General features: G+C 65.1%; 10 protein-coding genes. 1 reads left to right on the forward strand and 9 read right to left on the reverse strand.

All coding sequences use genetic code 11. The features are described from left to right. The first annotated feature begins 60 nt into the window (after positions 1-60). Positions 61-966, forward strand: a complete 906-nt coding sequence (locus V0R62_RS13335) for a MurR/RpiR family transcriptional regulator (protein ID WP_330104046.1) — start codon at positions 61-63, stop codon at positions 964-966. Positions 967-1,011: 45 nt separating this feature from the next. Here the strand turns inward: V0R62_RS13335 and V0R62_RS13340 are convergent, their stop codons facing one another. From V0R62_RS13340 to V0R62_RS13380, 9 genes are all read right to left on the reverse strand, one after another. Next, positions 1,012-3,324: a Kelch repeat-containing protein gene (locus V0R62_RS13340; RefSeq protein WP_330104047.1), complete on the reverse strand. Its 2,313-nt coding sequence runs from the start codon at positions 3,322-3,324 to the stop codon at positions 1,012-1,014. Between the two features lie 28 nt (positions 3,325-3,352). Next, positions 3,353-7,654: a hypothetical protein gene (locus tag V0R62_RS13345; protein ID WP_330104048.1), complete on the reverse strand. Its 4,302-nt coding sequence runs from the start codon at positions 7,652-7,654 to the stop codon at positions 3,353-3,355. Then, positions 7,651-10,107, reverse strand: coding sequence for a hypothetical protein (locus V0R62_RS13350; RefSeq protein WP_330104049.1), 2,457 nt, complete (start codon positions 10,105-10,107; stop codon positions 7,651-7,653). Before V0R62_RS13350 ends, V0R62_RS13345 begins: the two co-directional genes overlap by 4 nt. Then, positions 10,104-14,612 carry a DUF6603 domain-containing protein gene (locus V0R62_RS13355; RefSeq protein WP_330104050.1) on the reverse strand — a complete coding sequence of 1,503 codons (4,509 nt, stop codon included), beginning with the start codon at positions 14,610-14,612 and terminating at the stop codon, positions 10,104-10,106. The genes V0R62_RS13350 and V0R62_RS13355 overlap by 4 nt, the downstream gene beginning before the upstream one ends. Positions 14,613-14,625: 13 nt before the next feature. Continuing rightward, entirely contained in the window at positions 14,626-15,993 is a 1,368-nt protein-coding gene (locus tag V0R62_RS13360; protein ID WP_330104051.1) for a hypothetical protein, read from the reverse strand. Positions 15,994-16,059: 66 nt separating this feature from the next. Continuing rightward, entirely contained in the window at positions 16,060-17,022 is a 963-nt protein-coding gene (locus V0R62_RS13365; protein WP_330104052.1) for a hypothetical protein, read from the reverse strand. 30 nt (positions 17,023-17,052) lie between these two features. After that, positions 17,053-18,240 (reverse strand): hypothetical protein, encoded by a 1,188-nt coding sequence (locus V0R62_RS13370; protein ID WP_330104053.1) that lies wholly within the window; start codon positions 18,238-18,240, stop codon positions 17,053-17,055. Positions 18,241-18,668: 428 nt separating this feature from the next. Further along, positions 18,669-19,082 (reverse strand): alternative ribosome rescue aminoacyl-tRNA hydrolase ArfB, encoded by a 414-nt coding sequence (gene arfB, locus V0R62_RS13375; protein WP_062573989.1) that lies wholly within the window; start codon positions 19,080-19,082, stop codon positions 18,669-18,671. A 56-nt stretch (positions 19,083-19,138) separates the two neighbouring features. Beyond that, positions 19,139-20,365: an NADH:flavin oxidoreductase/NADH oxidase family protein gene (locus V0R62_RS13380; protein ID WP_330104054.1), complete on the reverse strand. Its 1,227-nt coding sequence runs from the start codon at positions 20,363-20,365 to the stop codon at positions 19,139-19,141. Positions 20,366-20,380 lie beyond the last annotated feature (15 nt).

Consider the following 20,380-nt stretch of genomic DNA (forward strand, 5'->3'; position numbering starts at 1 on the left):
GCTCCGCCGCCGGGCGCCTTGGGATACACTACCGGCAACTTTCAGGGAGCGTCGCGCCGGATGTCGAGCCATACCAAGAACACCACCGTCTACGCCTCCGCGGTCATGCGCAAGCTGTCGCAGAGCCTGGGCGAACTGCCGCCGTCCCTGCGCAAGGTCGCCGACTACATCCTGCGCCATCCGCTGAAGGCCGCGACCCTGACCATCGAGGAGATGGCCCAGGCCACCGCTACCTCGCCGGCCGCGGTCAACCGCCTGGCCAAGGCCCTGGACCTGGGCGGCTACAGCGGAATGAAGGCCGAGCTGGTGGCGACCCTGCAACAGATGGTCTCGCCGGTGGACAAGCTGCGCAACGAACTGGCCCAGCGCCCGGGTGGCAACTTTGGCCTGCATGAGCAGATCCAGAGCGCCAGCAGCAACCTGGCGACCACCGCCAGCAACAACCAGGCCGACGCTTTCGAGGCCTTCGTCGGCTGCCTGCTCGAGGCGCGCAAGGTCTATGTGCTGGGGTTCGGCAACAGCGTCTACCTGGCGGGCCTGGCCGCCTCGACCCTGGTGCCGTTCTGCAAGGACACCTGTGCCATCAGCATGGAAGGCGGCAACGAGAACGCCGCCTACCGCCTGGCCGCGATCACCGAGCAGGACGTGCTGCTGGCCATCGCCCTGCCACGCTACTCCCAGGATACCCTGCAACTGTCGCGCTTCGCCCATGAGCGCAAGGCCACCGTGCTGGCCATCACCGACTCCCCGGCCTCGCCGCTGGCGCCGCTGGCCCGTCACGTGTTGTATGCCCCCGCTGATCATCCGGTGCTGACCAGCTCCAACATCGCTGTGCTGGCATTGATCGAAGGCCTGGTGGCCGGGGTCATGGCACGCAACAAGGAGGCCGTGAGGCTGGCGACCGAGCTGACGGAAAGCGTCATGTCGTACCTGCATGTGCCTGGCAACAGGGTGGCGAAGAAGTAGCCCCTGCGCCAGCAGGTTCGCAGGACTACCTCGTCGGCCAGGGCGTCAAGGCATCAAGGCATAGACCGTCCTGTTCGCCCCTGCCCCGCCCTTGGTACCGCCTGCAATCCAGACGCTCTCGCGGAACCAGGTGTAGCCAGGCCTCATCACGCTCCAGGAAATGCCGGGTAATACACTCCATTCGTTGCGCGAACACAGGTTCAGATCGCCCAGCGCGGAGCCATCGGCTGCGACGCCCCCCATGACATAAAGCGCCCCAGCCTGCGCGAACACGATCGGGTCGGTTCGCCCCGCCGCCGGCATCGGCGCCTGCTCCTCCCAGCCACTGCCCTCGCTGCTGGTCCATACATCACGACCGGCGGCCTGCAGGTCCGACTTGCCACCCACCACGTACAACCTGGCGCCGACGGCAGTGACCCCGAACCGTGAGCGCGGCGACCAACCGGCGTTGCCTGCCTTCTGCCAACTGATACCGTCACTCGAGCACCACAGGTCATTGAGCAACTGGTAGTTCTGGTCCTCCCCGCCCATCACCCACAGCTTGTCCTGGAAGACCACGCAGCCGAAGTCACGACGCCCTGGCCAGGCCGCGCTGGCGGTCGCCTGGGTCCAGTGCAGGCCGTCACTGCTGCTCCACACGTCATTCAGGCGTCGCGCGCCGGTGTCGCCGCCCATCAGCCAGAACCGGCCCTTCCAGTACACACCGGCGGCATTGGCACGCGCGCTGAAGGTTTCGTCGAATGCGCCGACCTGGGTCCAGATCTGCCCATCGTGGGTACTGAAGATCGCCTTGGCGCTGTCTGGCGAGAACAACCACAACCGGGTGTCCTGGCCCAGTACGATGGCCCCGCTTGGCGCCATGAAATCGGTGGTGTTGTTGAAGGTGTTCCAACCGAGCTTGAGGAAGAACAGATCGAGGCTGCGCGACAGCGGCCCGCCCTCCCCCTGTACGGTCAGGGTGTAGGTGATCGGCTTCGGCGGGAAGACCTGGTAACGGCCCGAGGCCAGGTCATCCCTGGCGATCACATGGTCATCCTGGCCTGGCGCACTGATGATCGCCGAGCGTGCGGCATGGGTCTGCCAGGCCAGGGTCACGGCGCTCGACGCCCTGCCGCTGGCGGGCGTGGCGGTGAAGGCATCGATCGCCACCGGAGGTACGTTCACCGTGAACTGGGTGGTGAAGTCCGGAGTGGCGGCATTGAGGGTCTTGTAGGCATTCAGGGTGAACTGGGTGGTCCTGTCACACCTGACCTTGTACTGCGCGACGCTGCTGACCCCGGTGCCTATCTGCCCCTTGGCGCTGTCGAGGGTGACATTGCCATACTGCAGCTTGACCTGGCGCACGTCGAAGCACTGCCAGCGCAGGGTGGCTTCGTCACCGAGGTTGGCCAGGTTGGAAGGCACACCGTTGAAGAAGATGATATTCGGCGTCGGCTCGAGTTTCTGCACCGGCAGGGTGAAATAACCGTCGTCATAGCCCGGGAAATCACTGTACTGCAGATAGGCGAGCGTCGCCCCGCGAGGCGCCTGGGTGGTGATGTTCTCGATCACGAAGGCCGCCGTGGCACCCGCGCCGGCCCCGAGCACCGTTCGGTTCGTGCTCACCGGTTTGAGGGTCCATACCGGGTCATTGGCGCCGGCGCCAGAGTCGGGATTGGTCGCATCCCATTCATAGGTCTGCTGGCCATTGTGGTAGGTCGCCTCCACCGACGCCTTGATGTTCCAGGCCGAGAACGGGTCGCGCGGGTCCGCCGGGGTCAATGCGCCGATGCTGTCGCCGTAGACGAACGACAGCAGCACCGTGGGGGTGTGCACCCAAGGTTTGGTCACCAGTGGTTCGCCGGGTTTGAGGTTGGACAGTTGCAGGACCAGCAGGTTCTCGATGGTGACGTTGTCCGCGGGTGTGACATAGACGCTGCTGTCTGGCAACAACTGCGCGGCCATGTTCTGGCGCAGGTCGGCGGCGAACTCGGGGTAGCGCAGCAGGAAGACCTTGTAAGGCGGCGAGATATTCTGCCCGTTCACCCGCACACCGAGGTCAGCGTTGGTCTGGCTGACGAAACTGGAGGCGACCCCGGTCAGCTGGAGCACCAGGCGCCCTCCGGCATCGAGCGCCTGGCTGCCGTTGAGCACCAGCATGTTGCCTTGCACCGTGGTTCTCCAGGCGCTGCCGGTGACCTTGATCTTCGCCACGTCCGACGCACTGAGCAGGGTACCGGGAAACTGCAGGCGGATGTCCGTGGCGGTAATCGCCGTGGTACTGGTCACCGTGAGGGTGTAGTCGCCCAGGTCCGCACGGCCGATATAGAGCTCGGGCTTGCGAGTGGAGTCGTTGAGGAATGTGGCGCTGACAGCCATGGCGAAACTCCTTTGGTCTATCCGGTCCTTACTCGTCTTTGGCGACGGGCGTCAGTTTCAACCAGCCGTCCTCGGCTGTCTGCGGTGTGTAGGAGAACGCCGCGCGATCTCCAACCTGGCTTGCCGCCAAGGGCTCGTCACGCGGCACCTGCACGCCACCCTGCAGCACACTGGTGGTCCATTCCCAGGTAAAGCCGGGCTCGGCGGGCACGGGCAGGCTCAGGGCCTGATGGCTGCGCAGGATCGGGTGGGTGAAGAACGTCACCTCAATGTTGCGCAACGCGGCGGCGCAGATATCCGGCGGTATGCCGATGGCCTTGACCGGCCACAGCCCGGTGGTGGCATGCACCCTGGCCCTGGGGTCGATCAGCAGGCTCAGGGGCGTTTGCGCCGGTACCCGCACATCGCGCAGGCCGGCGATCTGCGCCGCGGCATCGGTATAGGGCTGCGCTGGCGGGTCGATGTTGGCACGCAGGTTGAGGGTAATAGTGTCCGCTGCCGGCTGCGCGATGCCGTCCACTGCCGGGCTGGGAGCTGCCGGGGCGTAGAGCGTGGTGTAGGGTCCCTCGCTGTCGAGCAGGTAGGCGACAAGGCCATCCTCGAGGTGGTCGCGATCACCCAGCCTGACCGGGATGTTCACGCCACCTATGGCGGCGTCGTCGCGCAAGGTCCAGTCGTAGACCTTGTCATACTGGCCCGGCAGCAGGCGGGCCAGTTCATCGCTGCTGGTGGCCATGGCCGGCAGACCCTGGACCTCGCAGCGCAGGCTGGCGCGCACCAGGGCCAGGGGCTGACCCATGAGCACCGCCTGGGCCTGGGCCGCCTGCTGGTCGTTGGGCAGGATGTAGGTATGGGCATTGTCGATGGTCTTGAGCAACGCGGCGAAGAACGCCCTGGGTTTGCCCAGGATGAAACTGGCCAGCTTGACCAGGTGCGGGTTGGCATCGACCAGGTCCTCAAGCATCGGCCGCGCCGGGTTGCCGGGGGCCGAGTGCCAGGCGACCGTCTGCTGCGCGCCGAATACCCCGAGCGAGCCGAGCACCAGCCCATCACCGGTAAACAGCATCAGCGCGTTCTCCAGGTAGTTGGGCACGATCCAGCCGCACAGCGGCGATGTGGACGGCAGCGGGTTCATCTGTACCTCATCGTCGGCGGCACTCAGCCAACGGAACAGCAACCGGCTCGGCTGGGCCAGCCTCGGGGCCAGGTAGCCCTTGCCGGCCTCGCCGTCCGGCGCCTGCATCTGCCAGGCCAGCGTGACCTTGTCGCGGTCCTCGAAACGGTCGGTGTCGACCAACAGCCGCTTGCGTCCGAACACATCCACCAGTTGCAGCTTGGACAGGCTGAAATAGCCGGCGCGCAGCAGGTTGTACAGACTCTCCTGGCTGATCGGGACTTGCCCGGTCTGCTCGCCGGCCGCCCAGGCCACGAAATGGGTCAGGCTGTTGACGTACTGCGTGTTGTCGAACGTGTCGACCAGCGCCGTCGGGGTCGACTCTTCATCGTAGAACGGGTTGAACGGCTTGAGCTGCAGGCCGGCCGCCCGGGTAATGAACCCGGCATTGACGCCGCTGAGCCCCTGCGCCAACAACGGCTTATCCAACAGGTACTGGACAATCGCCTGCAGCTCGGGATTGTCGTTGTGCTGCAGGTAGCGACGCAGCTGCTCGATCAACGGCTCAGCGACCTTGGAGGACAGCAGGATGCTGTCGGTCAGTTTCACCCTGCCGGCCGCTGCCTGCGGTGGCGTCGTGCCGAAGACCAGCTCGATTTCGCGCGCGTCCAGCTGGAACTGTTCGGTGATATAGCTGGCGGCGTAGTCCGACGCCCCGTCCCGACGGTGTTCGAACGGTACGTAGGTCGCCTCCCAGGTGAGGAACAACGGCAGGAACGGATCCTGCCAGTCACGCGCGTGGTTGAGCGCCAGGCCCTGGGGCGCCTGCCCTTGCCAGCACAGGCTCAGGCCACCGCTGGTCTGGCTGGGATGGTCGATGATCGGCAGCGCTTTCCACGGCGCGTCGGCATTCTGCGTCCAGGCCTGCTGGATCTCGGCCACCAGCGCCTGTTGCGCGGCCTGCACGTCGGCTGCGGACGCGCCATTCAGAGCCGAGGCGATCTGTGCGGCGAGCAGTGGGTCGAGCAGGCACTTCTCGCCCAACAGACGGCCCAACTCGTCCAGCAATGGCTGCAGATCGTGCGCCTCCGGACTGGCCGTGGGGTTCACCGAAGGCACCGCCAGTGCCAACGAGGCACGCAGAGTACCGGCGGCCAGGCTGGCGCTCGCGCTGTCGACCTGCGCCAGCAACTGGCTGCCCAGACGACACGGCAGGCACTTGACGTTGCCGTTGCGCCGCGCTGGCTGCACGGTATCGCCGGTCACCACCATCACGGGCTCGTTGGGTTGCCAGAAGCGCGCGGCATTGGTGGTCTGCAGTTCGAAGCGGGCGTACTGCTCGGACAACAGCGCCACCAGGGCATTGGCCTGGGCGACGAGCCGCCCGGCCAGGCTCGCCGCCGAGGCCTTGGTCAGATAGCGGCCATCGGCCGCCTGCTGCAGGAAGTCCTCCGGTCCGCAGCAGAACAGCGGAATGTTGCCGCTGGCCGGGGAAGCATCGGCAGCCTTGCCGAAAGCGGCCTCGAACTTCGCCCACAGGTCGAGGATCTGTTCGGCCAGGTAGCTGTTCAACTGCGGGATGTCGAAAGGCACCGAGCCGCTCTCGTCGTAGAGGGCGGTGATGTACTTGTACCAGTCCATGAAGATCTGCTGGCGACACGAGACAATAACGTTGAGCAGCGCATCCAGCCGTTGCTGGTATCGGTTCAGGCTGTCGAGCTTCTCGGCCAGCTGGTTCTGGTCGTCGGGCAGGGTCGCCTGCGCATCGGCATAGGGCGTGGCACTGGCCGCGCGCTTTTCGCGGATCATCCAGATACGCCCAGACTGCAACGCGCCGAAGCCGTTCTGGTGCACCTCCTGCTCCAGCTGCACCAGTGTCAGGTCGCTGCCCAGCCGCTCAAGCAACCCCAGTTGCAGCGCGTCGAGGAGAAACTCAAGGTTGTGCTCGATCGCCTGGCTGTCGCCGCCCTGCCCACCCGTCGGGTCCTGGGGTTTCCAGCTGCGCCATTGTTCCTTGATCAGTGCGGCCAGCGCCGAGGAGCTGGAACTGCCCAGGGCCGCACGCACCGACTCGTCGCGCTCGCTCACCGGCGCCAGGTAGCACTTGGGAAAACCGGGTTTCGCCCCGGGCACGGCCGGGTTCTGCCCACGGGTGTCCCAGGGGATGTCCGCAGCCTGCGCGGTATACAGACAACGCTCCGGCAACTGCCCGGGCTGCGGGCTGTAGGCCCACTGGTAGAAGCCTGCCACCACCTCGGCCAGCAGGCGTTCGGCCGGCAGGCGCTCACTGTCCGGCGCCCGCTGGTTGTCGGCCTGGGCCTGGGCCAGCGCCTGGCGAAAGTCACCGTCCTGCAGCGGGTCGTCGGCCGCGTGGCTGTGCCAGCCGCTGACCTGGTAGGACACATCGAACTGCACGTTGCCCAGGTTGAAGCCTTGGCCCATGTCCAGGAAATTGTCGTGGAAGCCGAAGACACTGGCGCAGTCGGGGTAATAGGCACTGAAGGTCGGCCCGCTGTTGCCCATGGCACTGACCGCGCCCAGGCTTTGCCCCGGGGCCATGTAGTTTCCGGCCGACAGCACGAACGCCGGCAGGTGGCGCACATCCAGCAGCCCCGCTCCCGGGGCGTCAGGCTCCGGCTGCCAGGCCTTGAGTTCGAACACCCGCCCCATGCGCCGCGATGGCGGATAGTACGCCGCGCCGCCATTGCCGCTGACGTCATAGCCAGGGGGCACCTCCCAGCCTACCGGCAACGAGATGCTGTTGCGCTGGCTGGCAGGGTAATAGTCGGACACGTATTCCTGGGGCGTCATCAGGTAATCGCTTTCGATCACCCATTGTTTGACTTGCGTACCCTGCGCCCAGCGCAGGATCCGGGTGACCATCCAGCGGTTCGGTGCCGCCGGGTAGTCCACCTCGCCCGAGGGCGCCTGACGCCCCTGGGCGATACGGTCGGGCAGCGCCCAGTGCAGGTGGATGCCGGCCTTGAGCTGCTCGATGACATTCTGGCTCAGCGGGTTGTAGATATTGCTGCTGACGTTGGCCTTGCTCCAGGTGCCCGCGTGCACGATCGCGCCATTGCGCCCGGGCTCGCGCCAGGGCAGGCCGTCATAGCCGGTGGTGCCACCGGCGAACAGGTCGTGGCTCTTGGTCACCAGGCTTGCATCGTTCGGGCTGACCCGCAGGGCCTGGACGTTCACGGGAATGATCAAGCTCATGCTGGCGTTCCTGGACTGACGTTGAACGAAACGAGGCCAACCCCCTTGACCATCTGCAAGGCGAACTCGGAGGACGGCAGGTGATCGAAGCCGCTGTAGATGCCCTGGATGTAGTCGGCGTACTGCGGCCCATGCAGGTTGCGCGACAGGCGATACAGGCGCAGTTGCCGGGCCTGGGGCGCGTCGCGCCAGGGCACCGGCTGGAACACATCGGGCACCTGGTCGCCGGCGGTATGGGCGGCGTTGGTGTAGTTGTAACGCAGGTTGATGGCCTTGGGCTGGCTGTCCGTCACGCCGAAGTGCAGGCCTTCGGCGGGCTCGTGGATATCGACCGAACCCAGTGGCTGGCCATCCAGCTCGAACAGGCACAAAAGCACACCGGGCGCCAGGCGCTCGAAGCGCACGATGTCCATGGCCTTGCCGTCCGGGGTGTAGGCGTTGACCTCCAGCCCCGGCCAGCCTTGAACCACGTCCGAACGCAGCAGGAAGCCGCTGATCACGTCCATCTGCTGCTTTTCCGTTGCCGCCTGCAACCCCAGCGCCTCGCGGCGACTGACCGAGGCCTGGCGAGTGGCGCGGCGATCGACGCTGGCCTTGACCGCCACGTCATGCACCACCGACGGCGCGGCGTTGTTGCCGGTAACCGCCCGACCAATGCTCAAGGCGCCATCGAGCAGGCTCTGCACCCAGTTTTCGTCCAGGTAGAAGAAGCGGATCGACTCCGGCGGCAGCATGCGCTCGTCCGCTACCAGGTAGTTGAAAGGCACGCCATCGAGCAGTTTCAGCCTGGCCAGCCAGCCATAGATCTCGGCCGGCACCTCCAGGGTGGGCGCCTTGACTGCCAGCAGCAACTCGGGGTCGGCAAGCACATCACGTTGCGTGCCGGCCCTCTCGACACGGGCCTGGCCAAGGCTGGCTGCTGCCAGGCGCGCCTCGCTGGCGGGCAGGAACGACTTGAGCATGGGCTGCACCAGCGTGTCGTGGCGCACTTGCTGTTGGATCTCGTGCAGCGATTGTTGCAGCATCGCCGTCTCCATCTGCGCCGCCACATCCCGCAGGTTGTTGCGCCGCCAGTTATAAAGCATTACCGCAAAGTGCTTGTCCTGCAGCGCCAGCAACTGACCGACCTGCCAGGCCGCCGCATAGGAGATGTCGAACATCCCAGTATTCGGGTCGTAGCCGCTGGCGGCATCGGCGCTGGTCCAGGTCGGCGGCACGGTGTTGGTCATGATCCGGTAGGGCGTCAGCGGCCCGCGGTACCACGAAACGGTGTTGCCGGCGTCGCGAGTATGGTGGCCCAGCGCGGTGTAGCCCATTTCCAGCGCGTTCCTGGCCTGGCGGGTCGCCTCCGGCTCGCCCGCCTGCGCGGCGGCGACCGGCAGCCCCAGGGCGAAGTTGCCGACGCCGCCGACACTGCTGGCAGCCTGCTTGGGGTTGAGTTCGAGCAGCAACTGCTCGAAGCGCTTGCCGGTGCCGGTCGACGTGAACGACCAGCTGGTCAGTACCGCCAGGCGCATGAAACCGTCGCGGGCGATGGGAAAGGCCGGCTCGGATGGCAGGCTCACCGAATCCGGCCAACGCACCTGGCTGGCATCGTCCGAGGTGGCCGGATCGATCGGCAGGAATGGCTCCAGCGCCTCCAGCGACACCAGGTGCGCGATGCAGCGCTTGGCGGTCTGCGGAAGGCGGCAACCGGTGACGATGGCGAAGTTGGAGGTGCCCGGCACTTTCGACAGGTCGTTGCGCGAGGCCGGCACGCCGTTGACCGTCGCCTTGCGGGTGATCTGCACGTTGCGCACGTGGGCCATCATCTTCAGGTCGTCCAGCGACGGCGCGACACGCCAGAACAGTTCCAGCGGGATATCCAGGTAGTTGCAGGGGTCGTCGGCATGCTGCCCATAGTCCAGGTAGCGTTCCAGCTGCGACGCATCGCTGCTGGAGTCGAGACCGGCGGCCGCGTAGAAGTAGGAATAGCCCTGGGCACCCTGCCCCGGTGGCCGCCTGAAGAACAGGTCACGCAACCTGCCGGCGCTGGGGCTGGCGCTGAAGCCTTGCTGGCGATAGGCGATCTCGTCGTCTTCGTCGAAGATCAGCACCGCCAGCCAGGTCGGCACGTCCATGTCGTGCTGCTGATCGGGAAACGCCACCGGTGGTTCAGCCAGGCTGGGCCTGCGCTGCCATGGCAGGGTCTGTTTGGTGAACACCACATGGGCCAGGGTATCGGTGTATTCGCCCTGGGTCTGGTCGGGCGGATACACCGCCTGGATATCGTTCGGGTCAAGACTGAAGCGCGGCGCCTGCACGGCGAAATGGTACTGGTTGGCGTAGTGCTGCTGCTCCTGCGACACCCGCTGCGAGACCGTGAACTGGTACTCACCGGCCTCCAGCCCCGGCAGGTTGTGCTGGATGAACTTGACCTTCCCTTCGATGGGATGTTCGCGATTGTCAGTCACAGTCTGCCTCCGGCACTCAGGGATTGACGGGTGTCGGCTTCCTCGCCGAGCAGGCCGATGCTCGGCCAGTCCCACAGTGGGTAGCGGGCCAGGCGGGCGACGTCCAGCGCCTCGGCGTCGAAGTCGTAACCTAGGCTGTTCAGGCTGGTGACCATGGCCTTGCGCTGCTCGGCGACCGCCGGCGCAACCAGGTCGCTCAGCTGGTAGTCGCTGTTGCGCACGGGGGTGACGTCGCGCACATAGCTCAGCACCGTGCCGTCGGCGCTGAGGCTCGCGGCAAAGGTGTCGCTATCGGGCACGCGGGGGCTGTCCAGGCACCAGGCGACCTGCTGGGTTGTGTCGAACAGCAGCGCCCAGAGGTCCGCGTCCGCGGTGACCGCCGGATGGCGGATCATCGGTGACAGCTGCAGCCCGCACAGGGTCGCACCGATCATCCGTTCGCCGTTCAGCCCCGAGTCACGCCCAGCCCACAGCGCCGCCTGGGCATTCTGCAGGAGCAAGTCGATGGCTACCGCGTCGACCGGCACGCTGTAGTTCTCTGGCTTGCTGTAGTCCTTGCCAGCGGGCAACCGGGTCAGTTGCAACTGATGGTCGACGCTGAACCGACCTGCCTCGAGGGCCATCGGCAACACGCCGAAGTCGGTGGTCCAGGCGCTGCTGCTACGTGCCACAGGGGTGCTGGAAGGCGTGCCGGTGCCCAGGTAGGTGAACGCGCCTTGCGGGGTGAACGGCGTATTGACGCGGAAATCGTTGAACTGCGCGGTCTTGCTGGGGATGACCAGATTCGAGGCCAGGGCGAAATGGTTGGGGTCCAGGACCCAGTCGAAGAACGCACCGCTGTCCTGGGCCTTGAGGTCGCTGATCAGCCCCTGCTGGACCATGCCCTTGACCAGTTGAACCGGCTCGGCGGATGACGCCCCGTCCGATCGCTCGAGCAACGTCTCGTGGCGCGCCTGGCTATTGGCCGCTGGCAGGAAAGACGTCTTGAAGTCCTCCCAGGTGACCGGGTCGGGTTTGGACCGGCTGCTGCCGAAGCGCACGCTGAAACTGATGATGTCCAGGTCCACCGTGGCCACGCCGCCGAACTCAGGCCCCCAGACGCCCAACTCGACGCCGACGTGAATGGTGATCTTCACCGTGACGAACAGCAGGTTCGCCTTGAACGACGCCCCCAGGTGAATGTAGGCGTCCGCGGCATAGTGGAAAGGCCGCCAGCCCAGCAAAAAGTCGATCCCCACGCTGAACCAGGCGCTGATCGGCCCCGACTCCCAGGTGGCCTGCACGGTGAAGCCGGCCATCAGTGTGTGCGACAGCAAGGCGAAGTAGCATTCGCCCTTGAGCACCAGCGGCCCGGTCTCGTACACCATCTGCAGGCGTGGCACACTGGGGAAATGCCGGGGTTTGACGAAACGCGGGCTGTAGCCGCCCAGGGTCACCAGGAACTCCCCGGCGTGCTCGCCAGCGTACCAGGTGTAGAAGGCGAATCCGCCGCTCACATGGCAAAGCCCGGCATAGATGAACGAGGCCGGGGTCAATCGGCCATCCACAGCGATAAGGCCACTGCTCGACTCGAAGCGCGCTTCCAGCGCCACCTCCAGGTAGGCGATCGGTTGCGGCGCGCCCTTGGGTACAGTCACCCGGGCGATGCCCAGCAACGCGACTTCCAGGGACACACCGAAGGACACGGTGAGCAGCGCGGTGGCGTCGACCATCTCGAACGAAGTGAAGTCGATGCCGGCGGCGACCCAGTACTCGCCCGCCTGCGGGTGGATGTACGAGGCCGTCTTTGCCAGCGTCTGTTGCAGCACCTGGCCTGGCTCCTGGGTCCCCAGGGTGGTCGGGAAACTGTTTTCCGGGCGTTTGTTGTTCTGCGGCAACAGCGGATAGCTGGTCAACTGGTCGATACTGGGCAACGTCAGGCTGCGGTTGATGCCGAAACCGCCAGCCAGCCCGGTCACGAAGAAGAACGGCGGGCCACCCAAGGGCTGCTGCAGGCGCACGAAGATGAAGAACGAACTCTCGTCGGGCGCGTAGCCGCCGATCGCCGACAGCGAGAAGGTCGCCACGCTGACCCGCGCCTGCCCCAGAAAGTCGCGGCCAAGGCGCAGAAAACCACCGGCAATGCTCAACGGTCCGGCCTGCAAGCCGAGGCTCATGCCATCCAGTTGCGCGCTGATGTCCAGGTCACCGCTCTGGCTGCTCGGCAGGCGGAAGCCCAGCCCCAGGCCTTGCAGGTCGAACGACAGCATCGCCAGGCTGAAGCCGGCATCCAGCAACAGCCATACCCTGCCGTCTTCGTAGCGCACGCCGATACGCGCCAGCGACACCGGACCGATCGACTTGCCCACGGTAAGCCAGGCGGCATTGCCGGCCGGAGGCCTGGCTGCGGCCGCGGGATCCGTCTCGGCCTTCACCGGCGCGGTATCGCCACCTGCGCTCATCGGCAACGCCGTGCCGCCAAGCTCGATGTCGGCGGCAAAGTTGAAACCGCTGGAAAACGCCTGCGCCGTGCCCTTGGCATCCTTGGGCAAGGGCAGTTGCGCCGGCACCTTTGCCTGGGTGAGCAGTTCATTGAGCTGCTCGACCTGATCGACACTCAGGGCCTCGGCGCAGAACAGTGCCTGTACATTGCGAATGCTGCCCAGCCGATCATCGGTAAAGACTTTGCCCACCAGCGGCAGGTCAGCCAACGAAAGCTCGAAGCCCAGCAGCATCTGGAACACATAGTTCGAGGTGCTGGTGCCGGTCTTCGGGTCCTGCGATTTCAGCGCGACAAAGGTCCCGGTACCATAGTTGGCCGAAGTTGCCGAAAGCAGCACGGTGTGTGCGCCCATGTCATAGACGAAGCTGGCTTGGGACAATGCCAGGTCGAGTTCGGGAGGAATGGCCGGCACGGTGAAACCCAAGGCCTCGGTGATGTCGGCGAATTGCAGGTAGTCGTTGTCGCGGGCCTCCCAGTGCGCCCGCAGCTTCAAGTCCGGCTGGGTGCCGGCGTCGAACGTCAGGGCGAACTCGAAGTTCTGCCGCCCCACCAGGAAACTGCCGCTGAGCGCCACCGAGGCACCGGCACCGGTCTTGCTGAAGAGCAGCGACAGTTGCGCATCGACCTGGGTATCCAGGAGCAGGAACTGCGTGCGCACGGCTCCCAGCACGGTATAGCTGTAGCTGTTGTCGCTTTCCTGCACGGACACACCGAACTGCTCGAAGACGATCCCGCTCAATGCCGCCGGCACCGGTACCGCGCCACCGACCACGCCCTTGACAATATCGCCCAGCGTAACGCTCTCGGTCATCCGGCCACTGATCAGGTCGACATTCCAGGTCCCCGCTTGCCTGGCCAGTGAGACCGTAAAGGCGAACGTGGTATCGAACAGTTGCGGCAGGAAGCGCGCAGAAGCCTGGATCTCGACCTGGGTGCTGGCTTTCGGCCCACTGGGCTGGTTCAACCTGACCGACAGGGTCAGTGCCTCCAGCGTCAGTACGCTGGGAATGAGGGTCCAGGGCGTCTGCGTGTGGATGGCCAACGAGACCGAGCTGACCGGCGCCGCCCTGTTCGCCAGCACCATGCGGTACGCGGTCAGGCCGACGTCTTCGAACACCTGGCTCAGTGATCGCGGAATGTAGTCTTCGTAATGCTGGCCGCCCGGCAGGCTGCGGATGAGATCGCCGGCATTGAACTGTGCCCCTGGCACCGGCTGCGCGAAGAGCAGCAATGTGTCGAGGGTCTGCGGGATTTCGATACCACAGTCGAGCTTGCCGTCGAACAACGACGACACGGCGAAGCCGAACGCCTGGATCTGTTTGTTCGGTTCGCTGATGCTGACGCTGAGCGCCGGGGCGGACAGGCTGAGTTTCCAGTCGCCCACGCCGATGGCGAACACGCTGTCCGACACCGGCGCCCGCAGCCGCAGGACCGGGTAATGCGCCTTGGCGTCCGGGGCGAAGGGCCCATAGAAGCGGTAGGATGAACTGCCCACCAGGTCGCCGAGGATGGCTCCCACACCGCTGATATCACGCAGATCCAGCATCGACAGGAAGTTCTGCCCCTTGGCCAGAGCGACCGTGCCGCTATCGTCGGCGGACCAGCGAAACGCGGACTGCGCAACGCTTGCATAGACGAAGCGCGGCGCGGCTGGCTTGAGCAGGTTGAAGGGAAAGAATGTCATGGCCGGGAAGCTGGTGGCCAGCGTCCACCCCGACGGCATGAGCGCCTCGATGGTTACCGCGACCGCCCCCTGGCTGATGCTGAAACTCAGCTGGACACCCACCTCGGTGCTCTTGAGCAGTGCCGACCGCCCTCCGCTGACGCTGACCACCCCCTGCTCGGGTCCAATCACCCCGCTGGGGCGAAGCCCTTCGACCGAAAGCGCGACCCCGCTGTCGAGCCCGAAGGCGGTGCCGATGCTGGCGACCTCGGCCGCCTCGAGCAGGCGTGTGTCGAGTACCAGCTTGCCGGTGCCGGCTACCTGCTTGCGCAGTTCACTTGCCAGTTGATCGATATTCACGGTCGGCTCCTGCTCACGTGACATTGGTCACTTGCTGAGCGTTGTCATTGGGCTTGAACAAGTGGCTGGGCGTGGCGCCCGCCAGCTTGACGGCAACGGCCATGATCGACTCCACGGCCTGGCAGATCGCGCGGTTGCGGACCTCGGCGTTGCCTACCTGCGCGGCCATCACCGAGGCCGGGAACACCTTGTTGACGATGAACGTCTTCAATGCCTGGGGGGTGGCCACGCCATCCTGGTCGACCACCTGTTGGAGCCCTTCGGTGATCGCGTACCAACGCTCGTAGTTGTAACGGATGCGGCCAAGCAGCTCGGCGCCCTCGTCATTGTCATAACCGGTGGTGGTCTGCTTGAGGATGGTCGCTTCGGTGGCGATGCCGAACTGGAAATTGTTGGCGAGCAGGTAGTTGGTGATACTGGTGTCTTCTGCCGAAGCGATGAAATAGGGGCTGAAGTTGAGGTTGTTGCGGTCCAGCCAGTCGATGTCCCACAGCACCGCCTGCTGCAGCACGCGGTCCGTGCGAAACGCCGCTGCCGGGTAGGTGCCGGGCTGCTGACCCAGCAGCTTGTTGCCCTTGAGTTTGGTGGCGATGCCGTCGCTGGTGTCGGTGGCCGTTTCACTGCCAAAGCCCAGGCCGACATAACTGCGGGCCGCGATCGCCGCTTCCGCCGCCTGCAGCCCCTTGAAGCTGTTGAGGTGATACACGTTGTCGTCCACCAGCCAGGCGCAGTTCCAGCGGTTGCCGGAATCACGGCGTAGCCGCTTGGCAAACTCGATGGCGGCGAAACGGCTGGCACCGAAGCCGACATAGGGATAATCGCCGCCCTCCTGCCAACCATCGTCATTGCGAAACGACCAGCCAATCACATGCAGGTTGGCTACACCATTCAAGGCATCCCGGTACTTGCCATACTCCAGTTCATGGACGATGACGTACACACGTCGGTTAACGTCGTTGACCCGGGGCGGAAAGTACCACGCAGGTACCGGCTGCTCCTTGGGTATGGAGTACGGGCGGTCGAATGCTCTGGGGTCGGAAATATTGGTGAAATGGCCGACGCCAAGCTGATCGAGCATGGCCTGGCCTCTGGCGAAACCTGAGGCGATCCAGGCACTGCGGTTGCTGGAGATGACCAGCAATGGAGGTCGCGAGGCCGCATTGTTCTCGGTGGCACAGATACCGCCCCAGCTGCCCCCGGTGGAAAAGTCCAGGGCCCTGGGCACCTTGCCGGTATCGCGCAGCACATCGATGCGGCCATTGACCAGTGCCAGGCAATCGCCCTTGTCATCGCTCGCCAGGGTCGGGGTCTCGACCGGCTGGTACTTCTGGCTGACCAGGTTGCCGCCGTAGTTGTTCTTCACGCGCAGGGTGATCGCCATGGACAGTCCTGACCTTGCGAGGGAGTGAGGAGCGCAGGGCCGCGTGGGCGGCCCTGCGCCAGTGGGCTAGGCGCCGGCCTTGGCGACCGCGACCACCTGGGTCAGCGACACGTTGAACTTCTCGAGCAGCTTGGCCTGCCCGCCCAGGCCACCCGGTGGATCCTGGATGATCTGCAAGGTGAAGTCGGCGCTGAGCTGGCCACTGGGCGGCACCGGCGCCACATAGTAGGCCGTGACCTGGCTGACATAGTTGGCTGGCAAGGTCGCCGGGGTGCCATAGAACTTGCCATTGGCCAGTGGCGACTTGCCGATGGAGATGATGTCGCCGTTGGCGTCCGGGGTCTCGAAGACGAAGTACATCTCGGCGTCGGGATCGAAGCGCGAGGCCGACAGGTTCACCGTGACATCAACCGGTTTGGCGTTGTTCAGGGCCACCTTGCTCGACCAGCCGAAGCCTGTGGCCGGAGTCGGCGGTTTGGGCGGTACCGCGAGGGCGTCATAGGCGGCGTTGCCCGCCTCGATGATCGCTTCGTGCAATGGAGTGAAGGCGCTGCCCGCCGGCGCCGGGTGGTTGGCGTCGGTGATGAAGGCGATCAGGTTGTAGGGCGCGCCCTGCACCGGCGCCGCGACATTGCCGAACAGGAACGGGATGTCGGTGACGGCCACCGCCTGCCCTGGCGCGCTGATGCTGACGGAGTTGTTCTGGTCCTGGGTGCTCAAGCGCTTCCAGAACGGCTTGGTGTCGATGGTGTCGGCGCTGCAGTACCACAGCTGGACGTTGCCGACCGCGGTCTTGCCGGTGTCCTTGCCAAGATTGCGGGCGCGGACATACACGTAGTTGGTACCGTGGTAGTCGACATCCTGCGAGAAGGGTTGGTCGTAGCACTCGGCGAAGCTGCTCAGCTCCGCGGCAGTGGCGGGCGCGAGACGGGTGATGATGTCGGGCGAGGCGTCGGTGGGCGGTGTCTTGCCGGGCGACGTCTGGGCCAGGTTGTTGCGGATGAACAGCCAATCGTAGTCATGAGACATGTCGCGATCCTCCTTGAATGAACGTTGGCTTCAACGGAAACCGCCGTTGGGGATGGTTGAGTTGGAGCCGACGATCGTTATCAGGGTCGGTCCGACGCTCGACTGGGTCGAGATCTGGCTCAGCAATGTCCGGTAGCCTTCGTAGCCAACGTGATGCTGGCCGTTGCGCGGATGAACGAAGATGCTGTGTTCGTCGAAATTGCACCGCTCGTAGTGATCGATCAGGTCACCGTCTTCGCGCAGCAGGGGCGCCAGGCTTTCCTTCATCGCGGCTGACAGTTCCGGGGAGTTGGTCACCACGAACTGCATGCTGAAGTTGGCTGGCTTGGGTTTGCCCTTGAAGTTGATATAGAACGTGACCATGCCGGTGTAGCCGCCCTGGATCTTCACGGTGGTACCGACGTTGAACTTGGGGTTGATAGTGGGGTCCGGCGCGCCCGGCTTGTTCGGCACCGTGGTGTCCCCCACGGCGATGCTGTCGCCCCACTTGGTGTTGTTGTTGGCGAAGAAACCGATTTCGGCGCCGACTGGCACATTGGTCACGAACAAAGAGCAATTGAGCACCGCATCGTCCCAAGTCTGGTTCATCGGGACCTGATGCTCGTAGACATCCGCGGCACTGACCGCCTGGATGTTCACGTTGTGCCAGCCCAGGTTGCGGTTGGCATAGATCCAGGCGGCGTACTGGTCGACACTGGAGTTCACACCGGACGGGAACTGGGCCTGGACGGCATCGAAACTATCGGCAACGACCGCCACCAGGCAATGATGCTCGGTGCTCAGCGGCTTCCAGTTGAACGCGTTGGAGGCGACGATATCCCCCGGGCCGGCCGTGATCGTCTGGTAGTTCTGACGAACTTCCTTGGTCTTGCCGGGATTTTCCGGATCAGGCACGACCGAGTTATAGATCATCAGGCTGTCTTCGTTGTACCAGACGTTCGGCGCCAGGAACACGCTCTGCGGCACCTGAAACAGATACAGGTTCTGGGTGACGTTGTGGTCGCTGACGTTCTTCGCGCGCACATAGAAGTTGTTGGTGTAGTACTGCTGGACCTGTTCATCGAAGGCCTGGTTGTACTTCGAGATCATCTCCTGGGTGGTCAAGGCGGTCTGCCCGGCCACCAGGATGTCCGGGCTGCCAGTCCAACTGCCGCCGCGCGGCAGCTTGCCGGTGTCAGCCAGGTTGTTGCGGATCAGAAAATCATTCTTCACAGCCATGGGGAAGCCTCACATCGAAACGGTGAACAATCGAAGTGATGACAACTGTTATGAAGACACCGCCGCAGGGGCGCCGTCATGCAACATCACGGTGGGACTTGCAACGGTCAACGGCTGTCGAAGCGCACGGTCCGACAGGTGCTGCAAGTGGGGAAGAAGGGATCTGGGCGAGTCGTTGAAGAGCGCATCTGCGGCCTCCATGGCCTGGGTCGGTGGTCCGAACACCCGGTACTGGCCGGGCTCCCTTGCGATTCGTGACAGGATCGGTGGCCCGGTGGGCGGGCGAGTGATATCCGAAGTGGTAATGACGCTAGCAAAGCGCTACTACCCTGTCGAATGTTTTGTGGGCTGGACGACAACCGCCCGTCGCCTGGGTTGAACTTTAAGTTCAGTGACGCAGTACGCCTGCTCCCGCGACGCAGGGCAGACTAAAAATCCACCTTGCCACGCCCCGCCTTGATCGTGCCGCGCCTGGACTTCGAGTCGAGGCGGCGGGTCTTCGAACCAAGGGTCGGCTTGGTCGGCCGGCGTTTCTTCTCGACCTTGCCGGCGCCGATAATCAGCTCGGCCAGGCGCTCCAGGGCGTCCATGCGGTTCTGTTCCTGGGTACGGTACTGCTGGGCCTTGATAATCAACACGCCGTCACCGGTAATACGGCTGTCGCGCAACGCCAGCAGCCGCTCCTTGTAGAATGCGGGCAGCGACGAGGCCGGGATGTCGAAGCGCAGGTGCACGGCGCTGGAGACCTTGTTGACGTTCTGCCCGCCGGCGCCCTGGGCGCGGATGTAGGTCAGTTCGATCTCGGCATCCGGCAGATGCACGTTGTTGGAGATGGTCAGCATGTTGCGCCTCTTGTGATAGCGCGGCCATTATCGCATCTCCTTGGCGCCCTGGGGTGTCAGGCCTGCGCCATGCGCCGCCGGTACTGCCTGGCGCGCACGGCGTCGGTCCATTGCTGGCGCAGCAAAGCCCACAACGGCGATACCCCGGGCTCGGGCGCCTTGGCCTCGCTCAGCTTGCGCAGCTGGAACTTGACCATGGCCATGTTGCCCAGCGAAGCCAGCGCCTTGTTCTTCCAGGTGATCGGGCGCAGTTCCGGCACCGCCGTCTCCCCCGCCTGCCACGCACGGGGCAAGGCCGGCGCGATGGCCAGGGCGGTGCCGATGCCGACCATCTCGACGCCGCTCTGCACCACCTGCTCGGCGACCGGTCGACGGCGGATACCGCCGGTGACCATCACCGGCATCTTCGCCACCGTGCGGATGTCCCGGGCGAACTCCAGAAAGTACGCTTCACGCGCAAGCGTGCGACCATCCCGGGCCTGGCCCTGCATCGCCGGCGCCTCGTAGCTGCCACCGGACAGTTCCACCAGATCGACCGCCAGCTCATTGAGCAGGCGCACCACCTGCCGGGCATCGTCGGCGCTGAAGCCGCCACGCTGGAAGTCCGCCGAGTTGAGCTTGACCGCCACGGCGAAGCCGGGCGACACCACCGCGCGCACCGCCTTGACGATCTCCAGCAGCAGCCGCGCGCGGTTTTCCAGGGAACCGCCCCACTGGTCGGTGCGCTGGTTGCTCAGCGGCGAAAGGAACTGGCTGAGCAGGTAGCCATGGGCCGCGTGGATCTGCACGCCACTGAAGCCGGCCTGCTCGGCAAGCCGCGCGGAGTTGGCGAAGCGCCGGATCACCTCGTCGATCACCTCGGCAGGCATCGCCCGCGGGGTGGAGAAATGCCTGGACATGTTGCCCAGGTCCAGCGCCACGGCCGAGGGCGCCCAGGTCTGCTGCCCGAGGCTCGCCGGCATCTGCCGGCCGGGATGGTTGATCTGCAACCAGAACTGCGCCCCCTTCGAGCGGCCGACGGCGGCCCACTGGCGAAAGCGCTCCAGGTGCCGGTCATCCTCCAGCACCACGCCGCCCGGGCCGGTCATGGCGCGCTGGTCGACCATGACGTTGCCGCTGATGAGCAGACCGGCGCCGCCCTGGGCCCAGGCCTGGTACAGGCGTATCAGCCGGTCCGAAGGCGCATGGTCGGCATCGGCCATGTTTTCCTCCATGGCGGCCTTGGCGATGCGGTTGGGGACGACCGCGCCATTGGGCAGGGTCAGGGAGGAGAACACGTCCATCGGCAATACCTCGAG

The organism is Pseudomonas carassii (genome assembly GCF_036324045.1).
Classification (GTDB): Bacteria; Pseudomonadota; Gammaproteobacteria; order Pseudomonadales; family Pseudomonadaceae; genus Aquipseudomonas; species Aquipseudomonas peradeniyensis.